Source organism: Flavobacterium sharifuzzamanii (assembly GCF_003254585.1).
GTDB classification, from domain to species: domain Bacteria; phylum Bacteroidota; class Bacteroidia; order Flavobacteriales; family Flavobacteriaceae; genus Flavobacterium; species Flavobacterium sharifuzzamanii.
The window spans coordinates 438823-461114 of sequence record NZ_QJGZ01000039.1 but is presented as its reverse complement, the minus strand read 5'-3'; the positions used below and the strand labels follow the sequence as shown (position 1 = coordinate 461114).

At 35.4% G+C, this 22292-nt stretch carries 17 protein-coding genes; 11 read left to right on the top strand and 6 right to left on the bottom strand.

The genetic code is table 11. The features are described from left to right. Nucleotides 1-74: 74 nt before the first annotated feature. Genes DMA14_RS14775 through DMA14_RS14765 form a run of 3 tightly spaced genes read right to left on the bottom strand, consistent with a single transcriptional unit; the run spans nucleotide 75 to nucleotide 5772 of the window. Nucleotides 75-1442, bottom strand: a complete 1368-nt coding sequence (locus tag DMA14_RS14775; protein ID WP_111425365.1) for an efflux transporter outer membrane subunit — start codon at nucleotides 1440-1442, stop codon at nucleotides 75-77. After that, the gene (locus DMA14_RS14770) at nucleotides 1435-4608 is read right to left on the bottom strand and encodes an efflux RND transporter permease subunit (RefSeq protein WP_111425364.1); all 3174 of its coding nucleotides are present in this window, start codon (nucleotides 4606-4608) and stop codon (nucleotides 1435-1437) included. Before DMA14_RS14770 ends, DMA14_RS14775 begins: the two co-directional genes overlap by 8 nt. Before the next feature lie 18 nt (nucleotides 4609-4626). Beyond that, nucleotides 4627-5772, bottom strand: coding sequence for an efflux RND transporter periplasmic adaptor subunit (locus tag DMA14_RS14765; RefSeq protein WP_111425363.1), 1146 nt, complete (start codon nucleotides 5770-5772; stop codon nucleotides 4627-4629). Nucleotides 5773-6031: 259 nt separating this feature from the next. Here DMA14_RS14765 and DMA14_RS14760 point away from each other — a divergent pair, with 259 nt between their 5' ends. The 6 genes from DMA14_RS14760 (at nucleotide 6032) to DMA14_RS14735 (ending at nucleotide 12686) form a co-directional block, all read left to right on the top strand. Then, the gene (locus DMA14_RS14760; protein WP_111425362.1) at nucleotides 6032-6994 is read left to right on the top strand and encodes a polyphosphate kinase 2 family protein; all 963 of its coding nucleotides are present in this window, start codon (nucleotides 6032-6034) and stop codon (nucleotides 6992-6994) included. A 65-nt stretch (nucleotides 6995-7059) separates the two neighbouring features. After that, nucleotides 7060-8727 (top strand): SulP family inorganic anion transporter, encoded by a 1668-nt coding sequence (locus DMA14_RS14755; RefSeq protein WP_111425361.1) that lies wholly within the window; start codon nucleotides 7060-7062, stop codon nucleotides 8725-8727. 179 nt (nucleotides 8728-8906) lie between these two features. Beyond that, nucleotides 8907-10265: an oxygen-dependent tRNA uridine(34) hydroxylase TrhO gene (gene trhO / locus DMA14_RS14750; RefSeq protein ID WP_111425360.1), complete on the top strand. Its 1359-nt coding sequence runs from the start codon at nucleotides 8907-8909 to the stop codon at nucleotides 10263-10265. 24 nt (nucleotides 10266-10289) lie between these two features. Then, entirely contained in the window at nucleotides 10290-10721 is a 432-nt protein-coding gene (gene tnpA / locus DMA14_RS14745; protein ID WP_111425359.1) for an IS200/IS605 family transposase, read from the top strand. A 493-nt stretch (nucleotides 10722-11214) separates the two neighbouring features. Continuing rightward, entirely contained in the window at nucleotides 11215-12456 is a 1242-nt protein-coding gene (locus tag DMA14_RS14740) for a peptidase U32 family protein (protein WP_111425358.1), read from the top strand. Beyond that, on the top strand, nucleotides 12456-12686 hold the full coding sequence (locus DMA14_RS14735; RefSeq protein ID WP_111425357.1) for a ferredoxin: 231 nt from the start codon (nucleotides 12456-12458) through the stop codon (nucleotides 12684-12686). Before DMA14_RS14740 ends, DMA14_RS14735 begins: the two co-directional genes overlap by 1 nt. A 76-nt stretch (nucleotides 12687-12762) precedes the next feature. On the opposite strand, the gene DMA14_RS14730 is transcribed toward DMA14_RS14735, so the two are convergent. The 3 genes from DMA14_RS14730 to DMA14_RS14720 are packed head-to-tail and all read right to left on the bottom strand — an operon-like array spanning nucleotide 12763 to nucleotide 15879. Then, nucleotides 12763-13305, bottom strand: a complete 543-nt coding sequence (locus DMA14_RS14730; RefSeq protein WP_111425356.1) for a hypothetical protein — start codon at nucleotides 13303-13305, stop codon at nucleotides 12763-12765. A gap of 17 nt (nucleotides 13306-13322) precedes the next feature. Beyond that, on the bottom strand, nucleotides 13323-14669 hold the full coding sequence (locus DMA14_RS14725; RefSeq protein ID WP_111425355.1) for an ankyrin repeat domain-containing protein: 1347 nt from the start codon (nucleotides 14667-14669) through the stop codon (nucleotides 13323-13325). A 28-nt stretch (nucleotides 14670-14697) separates the two neighbouring features. Then, the gene (locus tag DMA14_RS14720; protein WP_111425354.1) at nucleotides 14698-15879 is read right to left on the bottom strand and encodes an ankyrin repeat domain-containing protein; all 1182 of its coding nucleotides are present in this window, start codon (nucleotides 15877-15879) and stop codon (nucleotides 14698-14700) included. A 358-nt stretch (nucleotides 15880-16237) separates the two neighbouring features. On the opposite strand from DMA14_RS14720, the gene DMA14_RS14715 reads away from it, so the two are divergent. The 5 genes from DMA14_RS14715 (at nucleotide 16238) to bla (ending at nucleotide 22230) form a co-directional block, all read left to right on the top strand. Beyond that, entirely contained in the window at nucleotides 16238-17638 is a 1401-nt protein-coding gene (locus DMA14_RS14715; protein WP_111425353.1) for a PSP1 domain-containing protein, read from the top strand. Then, entirely contained in the window at nucleotides 17622-18101 is a 480-nt protein-coding gene (locus DMA14_RS14710) for a gliding motility lipoprotein GldH (protein WP_111377678.1), read from the top strand. Before DMA14_RS14715 ends, DMA14_RS14710 begins: the two co-directional genes overlap by 17 nt. Nucleotides 18102-18111: 10 nt before the next feature. After that, nucleotides 18112-20418, top strand: a complete 2307-nt coding sequence (locus tag DMA14_RS14705; RefSeq protein WP_111425352.1) for a penicillin-binding protein 1A — start codon at nucleotides 18112-18114, stop codon at nucleotides 20416-20418. 165 nt (nucleotides 20419-20583) lie between these two features. Next, nucleotides 20584-21285 (top strand): CoA transferase subunit A, encoded by a 702-nt coding sequence (locus DMA14_RS14700; protein ID WP_111377676.1) that lies wholly within the window; start codon nucleotides 20584-20586, stop codon nucleotides 21283-21285. Between the two features lie 63 nt (nucleotides 21286-21348). Then, the gene (bla, locus tag DMA14_RS14695; RefSeq protein WP_111425351.1) at nucleotides 21349-22230 is read left to right on the top strand and encodes a class A beta-lactamase, subclass A2; all 882 of its coding nucleotides are present in this window, start codon (nucleotides 21349-21351) and stop codon (nucleotides 22228-22230) included. The last annotated feature ends 62 nt before the right edge of the window (nucleotides 22231-22292 follow it).

The window sequence follows — 22292 nt, the reverse complement described above, 5'->3', positions numbered from 1 at the left end:
AAATAGTGCTTTTGTTATTTATACAATTTTTGAAACCTTAGTACCTTAGAATCTTAGCAACTCAGAATCTTTTCTTAAAGATTCCATCCCCCGCCAAGTGCTTTGTACAATTCAACCATTGAGCTCAATTGTCTTTCTGATAATTGTGCCAAGCTTAATTGAGCATTAAAAAGATTAGTTTCTACATCTAAAACTTCTAGGTAAGAAACGTAACCGCTATCATATCTTTCATGAGATAGTTTGTAGTTTATTAAAGCAGCTTGCACTTGTCTATTACGGGCTTTCCATTCTTCTTGATAAGTTCTAACGTTTTGTATAGACTGTTCTACTTCAGAGACAGCATCAATATATTTTTGTTGATAAAGAAATTTGAACTGTTCTGCTTGTTGTCTGTTTATTTCAACTCTTCTTTTGTTTTTTCCGAATGCAAATATTGGTCCTGCAATTCCGCCAGAAGCATTTTGCATATATGAGCTTCCTAGAAACAGATTACTCAAATCGGCACTGGCAAATCCAGCAATTGCTGCTAGATTGATAGAAGGAAAACGCATTGCTTGAGCTACGCCAATTCTTTCGTTGGCAGCAGCATATCTTAATTCGGCCGCTTTTACATCTGGTCTGTTTTCTAATAAGGCAGACGGAATTGATAATGGAATTTTACTGACGATTTGCAACTCGGTATTGCTTTTTCCTCTCGGAATTTCAGTAGGTAGCTGACCTGTAAGCAACGCAATGGCATTTTCTTGATAGGTTATTTGTCTTTCAATGTTAGGAATTGCTGCTTCGGCAATGGCGACCTGCTGTTCAATCTGTACTTTGTCAACTTCTGAGATGTATCCTTTTTCAAATCTCTCACTTATGATTTGATAGTACTTCTCTCTTGTTTCAAGAGTATGCTTGGTTATTTCCAGCTGATCATCAAAATTTCGCATCTGAAAATACGCTATTGCAATATTGGCAACGATATCAGACAATATTACTTTACGAGCTTCTTCTGTAGCGAGAAGTTCATCTTTGACAGCATTGTTTTCATGGCGAAATTTCCCCCAGAAATCAAGTTCCCAAGACATACTTGCACCAGCGGTTGATGGAGTAATGTATTTCTTGTTGCTGTTTATAGTAGCTCCATATTGAAAAGCCGGAAATAAATCGGCTTTGGAATACCCTAATTCAGCACGAAACTGTTCAATTCTTGAAACTGCAATTTTTAAATCGTAATTATTCTCAAGACCTTTTTGAATAAGACCTTTTAAAACATCATCATTAAACAAATCAAACCATTTTAAATTGGTTACCGAAGCGAGACTGTCTAAATTTCTTTCGTTTCTGTAAGAATCTGATTTTAACTGCTCAGGTTTTTTATATTTTGGTCCAACCATACATCCTGCCGGAAATAAGGAAAGAACCAATACAATAACGATTATTTTATATTTCTTACTCATGGTCTGTAGTATTTGATTCTACATTGTTTTCTCCAGCTACGATTGTTTCTTCTTTCTTGTGACCAATTTTTTCAATCATAACAAATAGACCTGGTACAATTAATACACCCAAAACGGTGGCGATTAACATACCGCTAAATACAGCCATTCCCATTACAATACGGGCTTGTGAACCTGCACCCGTAGCAGTCAATAATGGAACAACTCCAAGGATAAAAGCAAAAGCAGTCATAAGGATTGGTCGAAAACGAAGTCTTGCCGCATACATTGCCGATTCGTAAAGAGGTTTCCCTTTTTCATATTCTTCTTTAGCAAATTCAACGATAAGAATGGCATTTTTCGCTACTAATCCAATAAGTAAAACGAGTCCGATTTGAGCAAAAACGTTGTTGACATAAGCGTCACTTCCAAATCTTGCCAAAAGAAGTCCTAAAAACGCTCCAAATACTGCAAAAGGCGCTCCAAGAAGTACACTAAATGGCAGTTTCCAGCTTTCGTATTGTGCAGCTAGGATTAAGAACACAAAAACCAATGCCATAATAAATACAGAAGATCCTCCAGGCGAATGTTTTTCCTGATACGATAAGTTGATGTAATCGTAGCTCATGTCTGCAGGCAAAGTCTCTTTGGCAACTTCCTCCAATGCAGTCAAAGCCTGAGCACTACTGTAACCATCATTTGGGCTTCCTCCAATTTCGGCAGATCGGAATAAGTTTAAACGATTCGTAAAATCAGGACCAGATACTTTGGTTGCTGTAACCAATGTCGAAACCGGAAGCATATCGCCTTTATTATTTTTGACATAAATCATGTTTAAATCTTCTGGTTTTACACGATTAAAAGCTTCGCCTTGCACATACACTTTATATTGACGTCCGAAACGGTTAAAGTCATTTACATAACTTCCTCCCAAAAATGCTCCAAGCGCTTCAGTGACCTTAGAAACAGGTATTCCTAATTTCATTGCTTTGTCGTTGTCAATATCCAGCTTAATTTGTGGAGTACCAGCATTAAAAGTGGTGTAAATTCGTTTTATTTCAGGACGCTGCTGTGCTGCGGCAATAAATTTCTGTGTTTGCTCTGCTAAGTATTGAGGCGTATTTCCTCCACGGTCTTGCAGCATTAAACTAAATCCAGCAGAAGCACCTAAACCTTGAATGGCGGGCGGACCAAATGAAAAACAAGTAGCAGTTGTAATTTGAGTGGCCAGTTTTTTATTGAATCGGTCTACAAACTGTTTGGCCGTTTCTGCTCTTTCTTCCCAAGGTTTTAGAGAAATAAAGATGAAAGCGTTATTTGGCTGATAAGAGTTTGTAAGCATACTAAATCCGTTTATTGTGGTATAAGACAGAATCGATTTTTCTTCTTTAAGGAAACTGTCTACTTTTTTAGATATTTCGTCGGTACGCTGTAAAGATGATGCAGGCGGCAAGGCAATATTTACTAAAACATATCCTTGATCTTCTTCAGGAATAAAACCTAAAGGAATCTTTTTGCCTAAAAGAACAATCGAAACAAGAATAACAGCCAGTAAAACAATGATACGCATTGCTTTTTTGGCAAAAAATGTTGCTCCGCCAATATATTTTCCTGTAACATTTTCGAAAACTCTATTAAACCAAGAAAAGAATTTAGCAAGCCATCCTTTTTGCTGATCGAGAGGTTTTGTTGGTTTTAACAGCATAGCACAAAGTGCCGGACTCAAAGACAAAGCACTAAATGCCGAAAAGGCGACCGAGACGGCAATGGTTATGGCAAATTGCTGATAAAAACGTCCTGTAATTCCTGGAGTCATAGCTACCGGAATAAAAACGGCACATAGAATCAATGCAATGGCAATTACGGGTCCAGAAACCTCTTTCATCGCCTGAACAGTTGCTTCTTTAGGAGTTTTTCCATGTTCGATATGATGTATTACTGCTTCTACAACCACAATCGCATCATCGACCACAATACCAATTGCCAATACTAATCCTAAAAGCGAAAGGGTATTGATTGAAAATCCCAACATTGGGAAGACTGCAATAGTACCTATCAGCGAAACTGGAACCGTAATTAACGGAATTAAAGTGGCACGCCAATTTTGCAGGAATATAAATACCACCAGAATAACCAATATAATGGCTTCAAAAAGAGTGTGAACAATATCATCGACACCCGCAGTAATAGCAAGTGTGGTATCTAAAGATTCTTGGTATACAATGTCTTGAGGAAATCTTTCAGACAATTGTTTCATTGTTGCTTTTGCAGTTTCTGCTACATCAAGAGCATTACTTCCTGGCATTTGGTATAAAGCAACAACGGCGCTAGGTGAACTATTTCTTCTGGCTGTTGAGCTGTAATTTTCAGTTCCTAATTCGATTCGGGCAATATCGGCAAGTAAAACTTGTGCTCCATCTTCTTTGCTTCGAACTACGATATTTCCAAATTCTTTTTCGGTTACCAATCGGTCTTGAAGCGTTACACCGTATGTAAATTCAGTATTAGGAGGTGCTGGTTCAGCTCCAAATTTTCCTCCTGGACTAATCATATTTTGTGCGTTCAATGCATTTTTGACATCTTCAACCGTTATGCCAAGTTTGCTCATCATGTCGGCTTTCAACCAAATACGCATCGAGTAATCACTACCTCCAAAAAGAGCAACCTCCCCAACTCCTTTGATACGAGCTAGCTGATCAACAACATTGATACTTGCATAGTTATTTAAAAATTTAGCATCATATTTCGGATTGGTAGATGTGATCGTAAAAAGCATCATCGGAAACGAAAGCGACTTTTTTACCACGACCCCCTGTTGTTTTACACTCGACGGCATAAAGGGAGCAGACTGGTTTTGTCTGTTTTGGGTAAGCATATTGGCGTTGTCGAGATTTGTTCCTACGTCGAAAGTTACCTCAATGGTACAAGCACCATCAGAAGTATTGATCGATTTCATGTACAACATATTTTCAACACCGTTTACCTTTTGCTCGATCGGAGTGGCAACTGCTTGTTCAACATTCAGCGCGTTTGCTCCAGTAAAAGAAGTAGTAATTTTTACAACAGGCGGATTAATATCCGGATATTGCGAAATAGGTGTTTTTTGTAATGCCAGCAATCCAAGTATCACAATAATAATACTAATTACAATGGCAACAATCGGTCTTCGGACGAAAAATTCTCCCATAATAGTACGTGATTTAGATTACTTTGCAGCTACAGTTTCTGGATCGCCCAATTGCCATTGAACGATTTTAGGGGTAATGACACTTCCGTTTTTCAATAGCGAAGTACCTCCCATGGCTATCTTGTCACCAGGTTTTAATCCTTCTTCAATAATATAGCCGTTTTTAACAGAAGGGCCTGGTTTTACAATCTGCATTTGCACTTTGTTATCATTGCCTACTACATAGACTTGATAGATTCCTTGAACTTCGATAACGGCGCGTTGGGGAATCACAATTGCATCCTTGCGAATATCTGTAAGCAATGCAACTTTTACATATTGACCTGGACGGAGTAATTTGTCAGGATTAGGAAATGTTGCTTCAAATGTGATTGCTCCCGTAGACGGATCGATTTGTCTGTCGGCAAAACTTACTTTTCCTTTTTCTGGATAGATAGAACCGTCAGATAGTTTTATAGTTACAGTAGCGCCAGAGCCTTTTAAAGCAGAATTTGGTTTGCTAAACTCTCTAAAAAGGCGCAGAAATTCTTGTTCGCTAATCGTAAACCGTACTCTTACATCACCCAGATCAGAAATGGTATTTAGAATAGACATGGCGCCAGGTCTTACATAATCACCAACGCGGACTTTAGAAATACCGATTAATCCTGAAATTGGCGCTAAAATTTGACAATAGCCCAATTCTATTTGAGCATTTTGAACCGAAGCGTCTGAAGCTTTTATTTGGGCTAAAGAAGCGTTGTATGCAGCTTTTGCAGAAACTAATTCTCGTTGGCTGACAGCATTCATTTTAGCTAATGGAGTAATCATGTCCAAATCTGATTTGGTTTTAGATAATCTCGCCTGCGATTCTGCAGCAACACCCTGAGCTTCGTTAAGTTTGGCTCTGTATGGTAAAGGGTCAATTGTATAAAGAACCTGTCCTTTCTTGACAAAACTTCCTTCTTTAAAATTCATACTTTCGATAATACCATCAACTCGGGGGTTAATTTGTATATCAGATTGACCAAAAGTCTGCCCCGTATATTCAGATTCTAAATCTACATCTTGCTGTAAAACTGAAGTAACTGAAATTTCTAAAGGTTTGGGCGCTGGCGGGGTTTCTTTTTTGCAGGAAAAGAATAAGAAACATAATAAAATTGCTGAAGAATAGATTTTGTTCATTGTTAAATTCTTTAGATAAAATTCATTAAATACAACTGACTAAAAACCAATAAAGTGCAATAGCTAAGTTAGCGTTTTTTTGGTTAGATGATTAAATATTGTACGAATTTTGTTAATTTTAGTTAAAATTTTATCTGTCTGTATATCAATTTATAATGTAAAGTCGGATGAAATGCCATTTAATGCCGATAAACTGCAATTTTGTAAGAATAAATTATTCAATGAAGAAGAAATAATAATTTAAAAAACTTATGTAATCATGTCAAAAAATAACAAGAAAAAGCATAAAAAGGATGGAGAGGATGATAATGATTTAAAAAAATTAAATAAAAAGGAATTATTACATCGAGCAAAAAAATTTTCTGAGCAATACTGTGTTGGAGACGATAAGAACTTCACATTAAAGGACAAACCAACATCTTATTCTGGTGAAGCGGAAAAAGTCTCGGTTCAAAAAACATTAAAAATGGGAGTCAAGGCTCTCGCTGCCATGCAGGATATTTTGTACGCACAAGATAAATGGTCGGTTCTTATTATTTTTCAAGCAATGGATGCAGCTGGAAAAGATGGCGCAATTAAACATGTCATGTCGGGTATAAATCCGCAGGGTTGCCAAGTTTCTTCTTTTAAAGGACCAAGTTCAGAAGAGTTAGATCATGATTATTTATGGCGTTGTCAAAAACATCTTCCCGAAAGAGGAAGAATAGGAATTTTTAACCGCTCTTATTATGAGGAAGTATTGGTGGTTCGCGTTCATGAGCAAATATTGAGAGGGCAAAAACTTCCTGAGAAATTGATAACCAAAGATATTTGGGATAATCGTTTTGAAGATATTCGAAACTTTGAAAGATATCTAAACAGAAACGGGACTGTTGTCATTAAGTTTTTTCTAAATGTTTCTAAAGATGAACAAAAGAGAAGATTTATTGAAAGGGTCGACAATCCTGATAAAAATTGGAAATTCAGCGCTGCCGATGCCAAAGAGAGGGGTTATTGGGACGATTATATGCATGCGTATGAAGAATTAATTAAAAACACCTCTACCAAAAAATCGCCTTGGTATGTCATTCCGGCCGATGATAAGTCTTATGCTCGAATTGCGATTGCTTCTGCAATCATTCATGCTTTAGACGAAATGGATTTAGAGTATCCTAAAGTAAGTCCAGAGAAAATAGCAGAATTACATGAGGTTAAAAAAGCATTGTTAGAAGAGAAAGAGTAACCTTTTGCAACTATAAAGATTGATTTATAATTGTGAATTACTTACTACCTTAACCTTTTTTCAATATGATTTCAAAACTTTTACCCTCACTAGACTGGATTAAAAATTATGAAAAACAGAATCTCAAAAGAGATTTTATTGCAGGGGTAACTCTTGCTGCTTACGGAATTCCTGTTTCTCTCGCCTATGCAACACTTGCAGGTTTGCCACCTCAATACGGAATTTACGGATACCTCATTGGCGGAATATTTTATGCTTTGTTAGGTTCTAGTAAGCAACTTGCAATTGGGCCGACATCTGCCATTTCTTTATTAGTAGGCACAACTATAGCTGGTATGTCAAATGGCGACTTACAGCGCTGGTCAGAAATTGCTTCACTTACGGCATTAGTATTTGCCGGAATGGCAATTGTTGCTTATCTGCTAAGATTAAGTGGGATTATAAATTTTATCAGCGAAACCGTTTTGGTTGGGTTCAAAGCGGGAGCAGCCATTACTATTGGTTTAACTCAATTGCCTAAATTATTTGGAGTTAAAGGTGGAGGTGATAATTTCCTTGAACGAATTACCATTCTTTTTTATCAAATTCCAGAAATGAATACGGCTATTTTTATTTTCGGAATAATTGCAATTCTAATATTAATAATAGGAGAAAAAGTGGCTCCGCAGTTTCCAGTAGCAATATTGATTGTCATTTTATCTATTATCCTTATTTCGACTACATCTTTAAAATACGCAGAATTTAATACAGTTGGAATTATTCCCACAGGACTTCCTGAATTTCATTTGCCTTCTTTGCGAATTCGAGATGTCGAGGGAGTTTTGCCTCTTGCAATGGCTTGTTTCCTATTGTCTTATATTGAGAGCGTTTCAGCTGGGAGAACATTAGCACAAAAAAACGGATATGTTATTGATCCGCGCCAGGAACTTCTGGCACTTGGAGTCGCTAATGCTGCCGTTTCACTCGGACACGGCTATCCTGTTGCGGGTGGTTTGTCGCAATCAGCCGTAAATGATGCGGCAGGTGCCAAAACACCATTATCTCTTTTGTTTGCTTCGGGTACAATTGCTTGCTGTCTCTTGTTTTTGACTGGATATCTTCAAAATCTGCCGACCGTAATTCTGGCCGCTATTGTTTTAGTAGCCATAAGAGGGCTTTTTGACTGGAAAGAAATGAGACATCTTTATAAAATAAACAAACAAGAATTTGCTGTTGTGATGATTGCGCTTGCAGGAGTATTGATTTGGGGAATTCTCGCGGGGGTTTTGCTTGCAACTCTTGTAACTTTATTGCTATTATTAAAAGCGGCATCAAAACCGCATGTGGCTTTTTTAGGAAGGATTCCAGGAACGAAAATTTACACAGACCTGAAAAGACATCCCGATAACGAGGAAATAGAGCATATATTGATTGTTAGAGTAGAATCTTCTATATTTTATTTTAATGCGGAATATATTAAAGAACGAATTTTAGAAAAAATCTACAGCGAGCAAAGTTCTTTAAAAACAGTAATATTAGATCTCAATTCGTCACCGCGAGTGGATATTGCAGGCGCTCGTTTCTTAAAGAATTTGTTTATTGATTTGCAGGCAAAAAATATTACCCTAAAAATTGCCGAAGCCCGTTCTGATGTTAGAGACAGCCTGCGTGCAGAAAATCTTGAAATTCTCTTCGGGCATATTAGCCGTTCTGTTTCCGTAGATGATTTGGTACAGAGTTCAAAACACAAATAATCTTGTATATTAGTGTACAAAAGCTAAAGTTACAATGTTGCATTAATGTTTTAAGGTGTTAAAAAAAAAGATATTTAAGTTAAGATCATTTTTAATCTCAAAATAAACTTTAAATTTGCCGCAGATTTTAAAGAAAATCTAAAAAAACATATATTTCTTAACTTAAAACTGTTTATAGCATGCAACTGTATAACACTTTAAGCGCAGAAGAAAGAGCCATCATGATCGATGATGCAGGACAACAACGACTTACGTTGTCTTTCTATGCGTATGCCAAAATTCAAGATCCACAAAAATTTCGTAACGATTTATTCGTAGCCTGGAATGCCCTTGATGCATTAGGTCGAATTTATGTTGCCAGTGAGGGAATAAATGCTCAAATGAGTGTTCCTGCCGAAAATTTTGAAGCTTTTAGAGAAACTCTTGAAGCTTACGATTTCATGAAAGGTATACGATTGAATGTTGCTGTAGAGCATGATGACCATTCATTTTTAAAATTGACCATCAAAGTACGCCACAAAATTGTTGCTGACGGTTTAAACGATGATACTTTTGATGTTACTAATATTGGCGTTCACTTAAAAGCCAAAGAATTCAATGAAATCCTTGATGACCCAAACACAATTGTAGTGGATTTTAGAAATCATTACGAAAGTGAAGTGGGGCATTTTAAAAATGCGATTACTCCAGATGTTGAAACTTTCAGAGAGAGTTTACCAATCATCAACGAGCAGCTTAAAGATCACAAAGACGATAAAAATCTGGTAATGTATTGTACTGGAGGAATTCGTTGCGAAAAAGCGAGTGCTTATTTCAAACACCAGGGTTTCAAAAATGTTTATCAGTTAGAAGGCGGAATTATTAATTACGCTAAACAATTGAAAGAAGAAGGTTTAGAAAGCAAATTCATTGGTAAAAACTTCGTGTTTGATAATCGTCTAGGCGAAAGAATCACTGATGATATTATTTCGCAATGCCACCAATGCGGAAAACCTTGCGATAATCACACCAACTGCGAGAATGACGGTTGTCATTTATTGTTCATTCAGTGTGACGATTGTAAAGCAGCGATGGAAAACTGCTGTTCTACAGAATGTTTAGAAATCATCCACATGCCTCTAGTTGACCAAGTTCGTTTAAGAACAGGAAAACAAGTTGGAAATAAAGTTTTTAGAAAAGGTAAATCTGAAAATCTAAAATTTAAACACTCAGGAGAATTACCAGAAACGGCTTTGGCAACAGCGCAAAAACCAGCTGATATTCGTCAGAAAATAAAAGTAAAAAAAGTACTTCTTGGAAAAGCAGAACATTATTATGTAAAAGTACAAGTTGGGCAATTTACGATAGAAAACCAAGAACTAAATAGCGGTGATAAAATCCTTATTTCTGGTCCTACAACAGGAGAGCAGGAATTGGTTTTGAATAGAATCATTGTTAACGGAGCAGAAACTCAATCTGCTAAAATTGGTGATAAGGTCACTTTTGAGGTTCCTTTCAGAATTAGATTGTCAGATAAATTGTATAAAATTGTAAATTAGCAAAATTTTTATGCTAATTTATTTATGTCACAATCGTTTACCAAATTATGGATTCATGTAATTTGGGCTACCAAAAACCGCAAGGATCTAATTGATTTTTCAATTGAGAAAAACCTCTATGATTGTATCTGGCAAGAGTTAACAGAGCTTGGTTGCCCTGTTAGAATCATTAACGGAATGCCAGATCATGTGCATGTTTTGTTTTTGCAAAATCCACAAAAAACATTCACAGATATTGTAAAGCAAATTAAGGGAAGTTCTTCTCATTTTATGAATAGAGGAGAATTTATCCTTGAAAAATTTGCATGGCAAACTGGGTTTGGTGCATTCTCTGTCAGCGAATCTCAATTAAATGCTGTTTACAATTACATTAAAAATCAAAAACAGCATCATCTTAAGAAAAATGGACAAGATGAATTTGATGATTTTGTAAAATTACATGGATTAGATAAATAGAATGTTCGATTAAACAATACGTTTCCCGTGGTTGAAACCATGGTTATATTGAATAATGTGATGTAAAGAAAACATAGCCTGCGGTTTCAACCGCAGGAACGTAGCGTATCTCCGCAACGATTATGTATTTTTCAGAATTTAATTTTAAAATGCTCAGCAATACGTTCCCCGTGGTTGAAACCACGGGTTATATTTGAGAATAGATGCGCAAAGAAAAACATAGCCTGCGGTTTCAATCGCAGGAACGCAACGTATCTCCGCAACGATTATGTATTTTCAAAATTGAATTTGAAATGCACAAAAAATTGAATTTGAAATGACAACAACACATTTGTTGTGTTTGAAATCGAGGGCTATATTATTACGACTGCAAATAATTTTTAAAATAAAAACTATGATATAAATCATAGGAACCTAATCTATACCCACATTATTTTTGTCAATTGTTAGATGACTGATTAAAAAACATTTCATTGAAATAATAGAATCAAAAATGACGATTAACAATACAATTGAACTTATGGCTCCAGCTGGAGATTTTGAGTCGCTTCAGGCTGCTTTAGATAATGGCTGCGATTCAGTATATTTTGGAGTTGAACAGCTTAATATGCGTGCGCGTTCAACGGTGAACTTTACCATTGACGATTTAAAAGAAATTGCCAATCGATGTGAAGCCAAGAACGTTCGAAGCTATCTTACATTAAACACTATTATTTACGATCACGATTTATCAGTTGTGAAAACATTATTGACCAAAGCCAAAGACGCTAATATTACAGCTGTCATTGCTTCAGATCAAGCCGTAATTGCTATGGCAAGATCAATTGGAATGGAAGTTCATATTTCAACTCAATTGAATGTTACCAACATAGAAACCATTAAATTTTACAGTTTATTTGCTGATACAATGGTTTTAAGCCGTGAGTTAAGCTTGCGTCAAGTAAAGAATATCACAGATCAAATCGAAAAAGAACAGATTAAAGGGCCAAATGGAAATTTAGTAGAAATCGAAATCTTTGGACATGGCGCTTTGTGTATGGCCGTTTCGGGAAAATGCTATTTAAGTTTGCATTCACATAATTCATCTGCGAATCGTGGGGCTTGCAAACAAAACTGCCGAAAAAAATATACAGTTATCGATCAGGAAACTGGTTTTGAAATCGAATTGGATAACGAATACATGATGTCACCTAAAGATTTATGTACATTGGATTTCTTAGATCAGGTTATCGATTCTGGAATTAAAGTTTTAAAAATCGAAGGACGCGGCCGTGCGCCAGAATATGTGGCAACAGTAACAAAAACCTATCGTGAAGCTATCGATGCGTATTATGATGGCACTTTTTCCAAAGAAAAAACTGTAGAATGGATGAAAGCCTTGGAAACGGTTTACAATCGCGGATTCTGGTCTGGATATTATTTAGGTCAGGAATTAGGCGAATGGAGCGATATTCCAGGATCTGCCGCAACGCAGAAAAAGGTTTATGTGGGTAAAGGAACCCATTATTTCCCAAAAGCTGAGGTTGGACAGTTTAAGATTGAAGCTTATGATATTAAAATCGGCGATAAAATTTTAGTAACTGGTCCAAGCACAGGAGCTCAGGAAATGATTATCGATCAAATGTTTGTAAATGATGCTGTAGGCGAAAAGGCCACAAAAGGAGATGATTGCAGTTTCAAATTGCCATTCAGAATCAGAATGTCTGACAAACTATATAAAATTGTTGAGGCATAATGGTTGTTATAACATTACAAAGAGATAAATGCATTGGCTGTAATTATTGCGTTGAAATGGATCCAGTTCATTTTCAGATGTCAAAAAAAGACGGAAAATCGGTTCTCATTCATTCGCAGAATGCAAAAGGATTTTTTACTTTAAAATCTCCAAATCATGCAATTGTTGAAAGTTGTGAATTGGCAGCAAAAGCCTGCCCAGTGAAAATTATTACAGTTAAGGAGACTTAAAATCTATAAATTAAAACAACAAACCCTATTTTGTAACATTTCAAAATAGGGTTTGTTGTTTATGATAATAGAAATTTTAAATTCCAATTTTAGCATTGATATTATGCTTATCAACATAAGTTTGAGCAACATTCATCAATTTAGTGAACTTTGCATCTATATCTTTTTGAGTTGAAGCATCGAAATCTGCAATTGCTTTTTGTATTTGTTCTGGAGAAGCCTTTTCATCTTTCAGCTTTGCAATTGGCAGATAACCTTCTTTTTGTTTCGCAATTGCATAAGTAAACAAGTCTTTAGATGCCTGAAGAAGCTCTTTGTTGTCTTCATCTTCCGGTATATCCTGAATCGTTTTTAATCGCGTTTCTAAATTAGTTATATCATATTTAAAAGAATCTTGATAAGTAGACGGAATCATCTTTTTTTGACTTTCATCATAAACTTGTGCTTCAGATTGCAGTTTTTCGGTGATTTCTTTACTTCCAAAACGAGATAATAAATTGGAATTTAAAGCAGCAATTTCAAAGGTTTTTTCTGGTGAAAGGTTAGTGCAAGATGTAGAAATTAAGCTTCCAGCAATTAATACTAAAAATAGAGTTGTGGCATTTAAGATTTTTTTCATTTTGTGTTTATTTATATTTATCCTTTTAAAATTTTACTTTTCTCAGCATCAAATTCTTCTGAAGTTAAAATTCCAGCATCTAAAAGCTCTTTTAAGTCTAATAATGCTTTTTTCTTTGCTTCCATCGAATTTGAAGCTTCAGTTTTTGGTGTTTCTTGCGAAACATTTATTGAGGTTACAACAGTTCCAGACGGAGCATATTTTAGAATAAGTTCTGTAATTTCATTAAAGCCTTTTACATTCGAATAATCAATTGCTTTTTGCTCTTTTACATTCACAATTGAAGCATCGGCTTTATTATCCAATAGATATTTTACAACATCCTTCTTTCCGTTTGCAGCGCTGTAGTGAAGTGGCGTATTTCCAGATTCATCTTGAATATTGATATTTGCGCCAGCTTCAATTAGTAGTTTTACCATACTTAGATTGCCTTTTTTGGTTGCAACGTGCAGAAGGCTTTCTCCGCCATAAGTATAAGAACCGTTAAGTGTAAAACTACCTTCGTTAGAAATATTAGTTGCGCTAATAATCCAATCTAGATAATCATTCATTGATGAAGTATCATTGGCAACTGGTTTGCTGTAATTCACATCGACACCATTTTCTAAAAACAAAGCCACAATCTCCTTTTGATTATTCGCGCAAGCGTACCAAATAGGAGAATGTCCATTATTGCTTGAAGTAAACACATCTGAACCTCTTTCTACCAGTAATTTAGCTAACATTCGGTTGGTTTCGTAACAAGCAATTAATAGTGCACTTTCACCAGAATGATTCATATGGTTTATATCAGCACCATTGTCTAAAAGCAATGTAACCATCGGAATCGATTTGGTATAACAAGCGTAAATAAGAGGTGTATTTCCCTGTTTATCCGTAACGTTAATATCGGCTCCATTGTCTAAAAGCAATTGTATAATTTCTCTATTTAATTTTGCTGAAGCTAATAATAACGGAGTTTCCCCATTGTTATTCAATAAATTAACTTCGATTCCAGCTTGAAGCAACTTTGTTGCAATTTCAGTTTGAGCCGTTTGAGCGACTAAATGCAAGAGGCTATTTCCGTATTTATCATTCTTTGTTATTTCTACTCCATTTTCTAAAAGATAAAGTGCAGTTTGTTTCTGTTTTTGAAGACAAGCAAAATACAAAGGAGTTTCTCCCTGATGATCTTCGTAGTTAATATCGACACCTTCTTCGTGTAGAATTTTTACAATATCAAGATAACCACGGTGCGCGGCATAATGAAGAGCAGTTCTTCCTTTTTCATCCGTATATTTTACATCTACTTCTTTATTTTGAAGAAGCAATTCGGCTATTTTTCGGTTGCCGTTTTCACAGGCAATTATAAATGACATTGACATGTATGTGGTATTTTAGTAAATGATTGTTTTATTGTTTCATTAAAAGTTCGACCGTTTTAATTTTGAGATTATCTCCAGAAGCAAGCATTAAAGCCGTTTCGTCTTTGTCGTTTGTAATCGAAATATCAGCTCCTTGATCTAATAGCAATTTTACTTTTCTATAGGTTTCTTTAGCCATTTCTGCGTCGTAATTGACATTGTAAGCACAGACTTTATGTAAAATGGTATTTCCTTGATTGTCTTGTTCGTTCACATCTAAAGAAACATTCTCTAAAACCGATTTCAAGATATCCGATTTCTTTTCGACAATAAAATCAATTCCCGATTTGGGTTGTCCATAATACTGCGCGCAGAAATTCACATCGACACCATCAGATAATAATCTTTCTAAAAAAGTTATATTGTTTGGAGAAGCAGAAACGGAACTGATGAAATTAGTAAACAAAGTTCGTCCGTCTTTATTCACAATATTAAAATCTGGGGAAGAGACAGATGCTAAAGCGTCATACATATCATACGAAAGTTGCTCTGCAACAGCATAATAAAAAGCGGTATTGTTTTGGTTGTCGGTTTCGTTAGCATCGGCACCGCTTTCTAGTAAAAATGGGAGAAGTTCTTTTCGGTTTCTTTTAACAGCGCACATTAAGGGAGTAGTTCCAACAATGTTTTTCTCGTTGATGTCAACGCCATTATTGATCAAAAGGGTGATATTTTCTTTTACTTTTTCTGGATCAAGACCATAAGTATTCAAAATGCTATAGATGAAATTTTCTCCTGCATTGTTCTTATACTGTGTGTTAAGTCCAAAATCTTCAACTAAAACTTGAACTATTTTTGGTGAAATTCCTTTTTCAAGAAAATAACCAAGAAGAGTTTTATCGCTGATTTCGTCGTTAAGGTTATCCATTTTTGACATCAATTCTTTGAAAAAAGCAATTGATTCTTCGTCATCTTTTAAATATAGCGCCAACGGTTTAAAAATCGATTGGTCAAAACTGTCTAGTTCGTAAATATCGGTTTCAATAAAACTTGCTTTGATCAGTTTTTCGATAAAATCGACTTCTTTGGCTTCGATAATTTTGGCGGATATTTGAGAAAAGTTGTTTTTAAGATATTGATCATTAAATTTTTCTCCGTTATTTAGACATTCTCTGGCCTCGTCAAATTTTCCCTGAAAAAGGAAATTTTCAATCTGGTTTTGTGTTTGCATTTGAGTGGTATTTAAAAATGATGATAAGTTTTAATTGCAATTTGGCTTGTAATTGTTGGCTTCGCAAACCATGCTGTAAGATAAAACATAAAAATCGTAAATATATTTTAGGATTAAAAGTTAAAAAGACCTTTTATGATTTGTAACAGACAGAAAACCTTGTTTGCAAGTTTTTTTTATTATTAAGTAAGAATAAACTTCTTTTTTTTTTGAGGAATTTTATTTATAAAACAATTCATTTTTTATTTAACAAACCATTAGTTTTAATCCATAAAAAGCAAAATAAAAAAAATACTATCTTTACCGATCAAACGTTTATGAACTTAAGCTGCATTCTGGCAGCACTACATATATAATTATGGCATGTACAAGTTGTTCAACCTCAGATGGTGGCGCACCAAAAGGTTGTAAAAATAATGGGACTTGCGGCACCGATAGCTGCAATAAATTGACGGTTTTTGACTGGCTTTCTAATATGAGTCCGTCTAATGGAGAGGCGATTTTTGATTGTGTTGAGGTTCGTTTTAAGAACGGACGCAAGGAATTTTTTAGAAATTCAGAGAAATTAACTTTAAGTATTGGTGATATTGTAGCAACTGTTGCTTCGCCAGGACATGATATTGGAATTGTGACTCTTACAGGAGAATTGGTAAAGATTCAAATGAAGAAAAAAGGAGTCAATTATGAAAGTAACGATGTTCCAAAAATTTACAGAAAAGCATCTCAAAAAGATATTGATATCTGGTCTGTTGCCCGTGATCGTGAAGAACCAATGAAAGTTCGTGCACGTGAATTGGCAATTCAGCACAAACTGGAAATGAAAATTTCGGATATCGAATTTCAAGGAGACGGATCTAAAGCGACTTTTTACTACACAGCAAACGATCGTGTCGATTTTAGAATGCTGATTAAAGATTTTGCTAAAGAATTCAGTACTAGAGTCGAAATGAAACAAGTAGGTTTCCGTCAGGAAGCGGCTCGTTTAGGTGGAGTTGGTTCTTGCGGACGTGAACTTTGCTGTTCTACTTGGTTAACAGATTTTAGAAGTGTAAATACTTCTGCAGCGCGTTATCAGCAATTATCATTGAATCCGCAGAAATTGGCGGGGCAATGTGGGAAATTAAAATGCTGTCTAAACTATGAATTAGACACTTACATGGATGCATTAAAAGATTTTCCGGATTACGACACTAAATTGATTACGGAAAAAGGAGATGCTGTCTGTCAAAAACAAGATATTTTTAAAGGTTTAATGTGGTTTGCTTATACCAATAATTTTGCAAACTGGCATGTTTTAAAAATTGATCAGGTAAAAGAAATTATTGCCGAAAACAAGCTGAAAAACAAGGTTTCTTCTTTAGAAGATTTTGCCGTTGAGGTTACTTCAGAGCCAGAAAAAGACTTCAATAACGCTATGGGGCAAGAGAGTTTAACTCGTTTTGACCAGCCAAAAAGAAAGAAAAAACCAAATCGCAAACGCAAACAAAATGCTGAACCAGCTGGCGTTGCAACTCCGGTAAAACCACAGCAGGAAAAAAATGCCAATAACGCTAAACCAGCAGGAAATAATAATCCAAACAACACTGGAAATGCGAACAATGGTAATCCTGGGGCTAAACCAAACAATCCAAATAAGCCAAATCATAAGAAAAAGCATAATTCGAATAAAAACAATCCGAATAAGCAGAATTCTAATGAAAATAAACCTGCTGAACCTAGAAAACCAATAACGAATACTAAAAATGAGAATAAAAAATAGCGGAATTCTTCTCTTGGCAGCAATACTTCTTTTTTCTTGTGATAAAAAAAGAGTATTTGATGAGTATAAATCTGTTGGAAGCGCTTGGCACAAAGACAGTATTATAAGCTTTGATCTGCCGGTTTTAGATTCTACAAAAAAATACAATGCCTTTGTAAACATACGAGATAACAATAATTATCCGTTTAATAATTTGTTTTTGATTGTAGCTTTAGAAACTCCAAGCGGTTTCACAAAAGTAGATACGTTAGAATATCAAATGGCAGCACCAGATGGGACTTTATTAGGAAACGGATTTTCGGATATAAAAGAAAGCAAACTCTTTTACAAAGAAGATGTAAAATTTACAGGAAAATATAAAGTTCATATCAAACAAGCTGTTAGACAATCAGGTAAGATTCCTGGAGTTGAAGCTTTACAAGGAATTACAGACGTTGGTTTTAGAATAGAACAAAAAGATTAGAAAAATAGTTATGGCTGCTAAAAAAAACAATCCATCAAATAAAACTAAGGATATTAATTATTACAAGAAGAAATTCTGGAGGGTATTTGCGTACTCTTTATTAGGAGTTTTAGCTTTCTTCTTATTTGCCTCATGGGGCTTATTTGGATCTATGCCTTCATTTGAAGATTTAGAAAATCCAGATTCAAACCTTGCTACAGAGATTATTTCTTCTGACGGCGTTGTGTTAGGTAAATATTTCAAAACCAACAGATCTCAGCTTAAATATTCAGATTTGCCTAAAAATCTGGTTGAAGCGCTTGTTGCAACTGAAGATGCACGTTTCTATGAGCATTCAGGAATTGACGGACGCGGAACTTTAAGAGCCGTTTTTAGTTTGGGAACAAACGGAGGTGCAAGTACATTGACGCAACAGTTGGCAAAACAGTTGTTTCATGGTGAAGGGTCTAAATTCCTTCCTTTCAGGATTGTGCAAAAAATAAAAGAATGGATTATCGCTATTCGTCTGGAAAGACAATATACTAAGAATGAAATCTTAGCGATGTACTGCAATGTTTATGACTTCGGAAATTATTCTGTTGGAGTAAGTTCTGCGGCACAGACTTATTTTTCTAAAGATCCAAAAGACTTGACAGTTGACGAATCGGCTATCTTGGTTGGAATGTTTAAAAACTCAGGTTTATACAATCCCGTTAGAAATCCAGAAGGAGTAAAAAACCGTCGTAACGTGGTTTTATCTCAAATGGCAAAAGCAAAAATGATTTCTGAAGCTGAAAAAGAAAGACTTCAAGCTTTGCCAATTACTTTGAAATTTAAATTGGAAAGTCACCGTGAAGGTATAGCGACTTATTTTAGAGAATATCTTCGTGATTACATGAAGAAATGGGTTGCAGAAAATAAAAAACCAGACGGATCGGATTACGATATTTACAAAGATGGTCTTAAGATTTATACTACGATAGATTCTAGAATGCAGACTTATGCTGAAGAAGCTGTTGCGGCGCATATGCAAAACCTTCAACAGCAGTTTTTTATTGATCAGAAAAACAATAAAAATGCTCCTTTCGTAAATATCACACAAGCTGAGACAGATAGAATCATGATGCAGGCGATGAAGAATTCTGTTCGCTGGGCACAAATGAAAGAAATGGACAAAAGCGAAGACGATATTATTGCTTCATTCAAAGTAAAAACAAAAATGCGTGTCTTTACTTGGAAAGGTGAACGTGATACAACTATGACGCCACTTGATTCTATTCGTTACTACAAGCACTTTTTACAATCTGGTTTAATGTCAATGGAGCCTCAAACGGGAGCAATTAAAGCTTGGGTTGGAGGTATCAATTACAAATATTTCCAATACGATCACGTTGGGCAAGGAGCAAGACAGGTTGGTTCTACTTTCAAGCCTTTCGTTTATGCAACAGCAATCGAAGAATTGAATATGTCTCCTTGCGATTCTATTCTTGATGGACCGTTTATGATTCACAAAGGACGTCACCACGTAACAGAAGATTGGGAACCAAGAAACTCTGATTACAAATACCGCGGAATGGTAACTTTAAAGCAAGCTTTGGCGGCTTCTATCAATACAGTTTCGGCTAAATTAATTGATAGAACAAGTCCTGAAGCAGTTGTTGAATTGACTAAAAAATTAGGAGTTAAAACAGAAATTCCAGTTCAGCCATCTATTGCTTTAGGAGCTGTAGATATCACGGTAGAGGATATGGTTGCGGCATATAGTACATTTGCAAACCAGGGAGTTTATGTAAAACCACAGTTTTTAAGTAGAATTGAGAACAAAAGCGGTGAGGTTATTTACGAACCGATTCCAGAGTCTCACGACGTTTTAAATAAAGATATTGCTTTCGCGGTGATCAAATTGCTTCAAGGGGTAACAGAAAGTGGTTCTGGTGTACGTTTACGTACGCAAGGCGGTGGAAGTGGAGATAACCGTTGGACAGGATATCCGTATATGTTTACAAATCCAATTGCAGGTAAAACGGGTACAACGCAAAACCAGTCTGATGGTTGGTTTATGGGAATGGTTCCGAATTTAGTTACTGGAGTTTGGGTTGGATGTGAAGATCGTTCAGCACGTTTCAAAAGTTTGACTTACGGACAAGGAGCTACAGCAGCTTTGCCAGTTTGGGGTTATTATATGAAAAAGTGTTATGCCGATAAAGATCTTCAGATTTCAAAATCTGAATTTGAACGTCCAGCAAATCTTTCTATCAAAGTAGATTGCTATCAAAGACCAGCTGTCGTAAAAGATACCACACAGACCGAACAAAATACTGATGAGTTTGAATTGTAACAATGTTGCAATAAAGCTTATTTAATTATATATCAATCCCTTTACTAGTCTTTTAAAAGATTTGTAAAGGGATTTTTCTTTTGGTTTTATTTTTACGAAATCGTTATAATTTAATCTAAAAATCTTATTTTTATCAAAAATATTCAGCAATAAAGATAGTTTGTTATGATAACAAAAAAAGTAAATAGCGTTCAGGATGCTATTGAAGGAATTGAAAACGGCATGACCATCATGTTTGGAGGTTTCGGATTATGCGGTATTCCTGAAAATACAATTGCAGCGTTGGTAAACACCTCAATTTCAGATTTAACTTGTATTTCTAATAATGCAGGTGTAGATGATTTTGGTTTAGGATTGTTGTTGCAGAAAAAACAGATCAAAAAAATGATTTCTTCTTATGTGGGAGAAAATGCAGAATTCGAACGTCAGATGCTTTCTGGCGAGTTAGAAGTCGAATTGACTCCACAAGGAACTCTTGCAGAACGCTGTCGTGCAGCTCAGGCAGGAATTCCAGCATTCTTTACTCCAGCAGGTTACGGAACGGAAGTGGCAGAAGGAAAAGAAGCACGTGAATTCAACGGAAAAATGCATATTATGGAAGAAGCTTTCAAAGCCGATTTTGCCATTGTGAAAGCATGGAAAGGTGATGAAGCAGGAAATCTTATTTTCAAAGGAACAGCCAGAAACTTCAATGCTTGTATGGCGGGTGCTGGGAAAATTACAATTGCAGAAGTAGAAGAATTGGTTCCAGTTGGGACTTTAGATCCAAATCAGATTCATATTCCGGGAATTATGGTACAGCGTATTTTTCAAGGAGAGAAGTTTGAGAAACGAATTGAACAGCGAACTGTAAGAGCTAGAAATTAGAAAATGAGGTAATTAGATAATTGTTTTGACATTATCTAATTATCAAATTGACACATTAAAAATATGACTAAATTTAGCATAGTTCTTTTTTCGTTCTTATCGTTTCAAGTTTTTTCTCAAGGCACAAATGAACTTCGAAATCAATTACATCAAATTATTTCGAATAAAAGTGCAACTTTAGGTCTTTCTATGAAAGGTATTGAAGATAAGGATACTTTGAGCATCAATGGAAATTTAAAAATGCCAATGATGAGCGTATTTAAATTTCATATTGCTTTAGCAGTTTTGCATAAGGTCGATGAAGGAAAACTTAATCTTACTCAGGAAATCTTTATAAAAAAGAAAGATTTAAAAGAAGATACATGGAGTCCGATGAAAGTAGATTATCCAGAGGGAAATGTGAATTTGACTTTAGATAAAATACTTCGTTACACGGTTTCGCATAGTGATAATAACGGATGCGACATTTTGATCAATTTAGTTGGAGGTACAAAGTACATTAAAAAGTTTATAAATGAGCAAGGTATCAGGGATTTCGTTATTAAAATGAACGAAGACCAAATGAAGACATGGAAAAATCTTTATGTCAATACCACAACTCCAATAGCAACAACAGAATTGCTCGAGAAGTTTTTTAAAGGCGAAATTTTAAAACAAGAAACGACAAAGTATTTGTATCAATTAATGGTTGAAACTTCAAGAGGTCTTACTTGGATGAAAGCTGGACTTCCTGAAAACACCGAATTAGCACACAGAACTGGAATTTCTGGAACAAATGATAATAACTTGAGAGTTGCAATGAATGACATTGGAATTGTAAAACTTCCAAACGGAAAACATTTCATTCTGTCGGTTTACTTGAAAGATATTACAGAGAAAAGAGAGGATACAGAAAAAATAATAGCGGACCTAACAAAAGCAGTTTGGGATTATTTTATTAGATAATTAGACAATGTGCCAATTAGATAATTAATTTAGATCGTGTTAAGCATTTTCTAATGATCAAA

Bases quoted from the DNA above. Each gene is read 5' to 3' on its own strand.
- DMA14_RS14725 (WP_111425355.1), bottom strand. From the start codon at position 14,669: ATGTCAATGTCATTTATAATTGCCTGTGAAAACGGCAACCGAAAAATA.
- trhO (WP_111425360.1), top strand. From the start codon at position 8,907: ATGCAACTGTATAACACTTTAAGCGCAGAAGAAAGAGCCATCATGATC.
- DMA14_RS14755 (WP_111425361.1), top strand. From the start codon at position 7,060: ATGATTTCAAAACTTTTACCCTCACTAGACTGGATTAAAAATTATGAA.
- DMA14_RS14765 (WP_111425363.1), bottom strand. From the start codon at position 5,772: ATGAACAAAATCTATTCTTCAGCAATTTTATTATGTTTCTTATTCTTT.
- DMA14_RS14700 (WP_111377676.1), top strand. From the start codon at position 20,584: ATGATAACAAAAAAAGTAAATAGCGTTCAGGATGCTATTGAAGGAATT.
- DMA14_RS14770 (WP_111425364.1), bottom strand. From the start codon at position 4,608: ATGGGAGAATTTTTCGTCCGAAGACCGATTGTTGCCATTGTAATTAGT.
- bla (WP_111425351.1), top strand. From the start codon at position 21,349: ATGACTAAATTTAGCATAGTTCTTTTTTCGTTCTTATCGTTTCAAGTT.
- DMA14_RS14710 (WP_111377678.1), top strand. From the start codon at position 17,622: ATGAGAATAAAAAATAGCGGAATTCTTCTCTTGGCAGCAATACTTCTT.
- tnpA (WP_111425359.1), top strand. From the start codon at position 10,290: ATGTCACAATCGTTTACCAAATTATGGATTCATGTAATTTGGGCTACC.
- DMA14_RS14735 (WP_111425357.1), top strand. From the start codon at position 12,456: ATGGTTGTTATAACATTACAAAGAGATAAATGCATTGGCTGTAATTAT.
- DMA14_RS14730 (WP_111425356.1), bottom strand. From the start codon at position 13,305: ATGAAAAAAATCTTAAATGCCACAACTCTATTTTTAGTATTAATTGCT.
- DMA14_RS14760 (WP_111425362.1), top strand. From the start codon at position 6,032: ATGTCAAAAAATAACAAGAAAAAGCATAAAAAGGATGGAGAGGATGAT.
- DMA14_RS14740 (WP_111425358.1), top strand. From the start codon at position 11,215: ATGACGATTAACAATACAATTGAACTTATGGCTCCAGCTGGAGATTTT.
- DMA14_RS14705 (WP_111425352.1), top strand. From the start codon at position 18,112: ATGGCTGCTAAAAAAAACAATCCATCAAATAAAACTAAGGATATTAAT.
- DMA14_RS14775 (WP_111425365.1), bottom strand. From the start codon at position 1,442: ATGAGTAAGAAATATAAAATAATCGTTATTGTATTGGTTCTTTCCTTA.
- DMA14_RS14715 (WP_111425353.1), top strand. From the start codon at position 16,238: ATGGCATGTACAAGTTGTTCAACCTCAGATGGTGGCGCACCAAAAGGT.
- DMA14_RS14720 (WP_111425354.1), bottom strand. From the start codon at position 15,879: ATGCAAACACAAAACCAGATTGAAAATTTCCTTTTTCAGGGAAAATTT.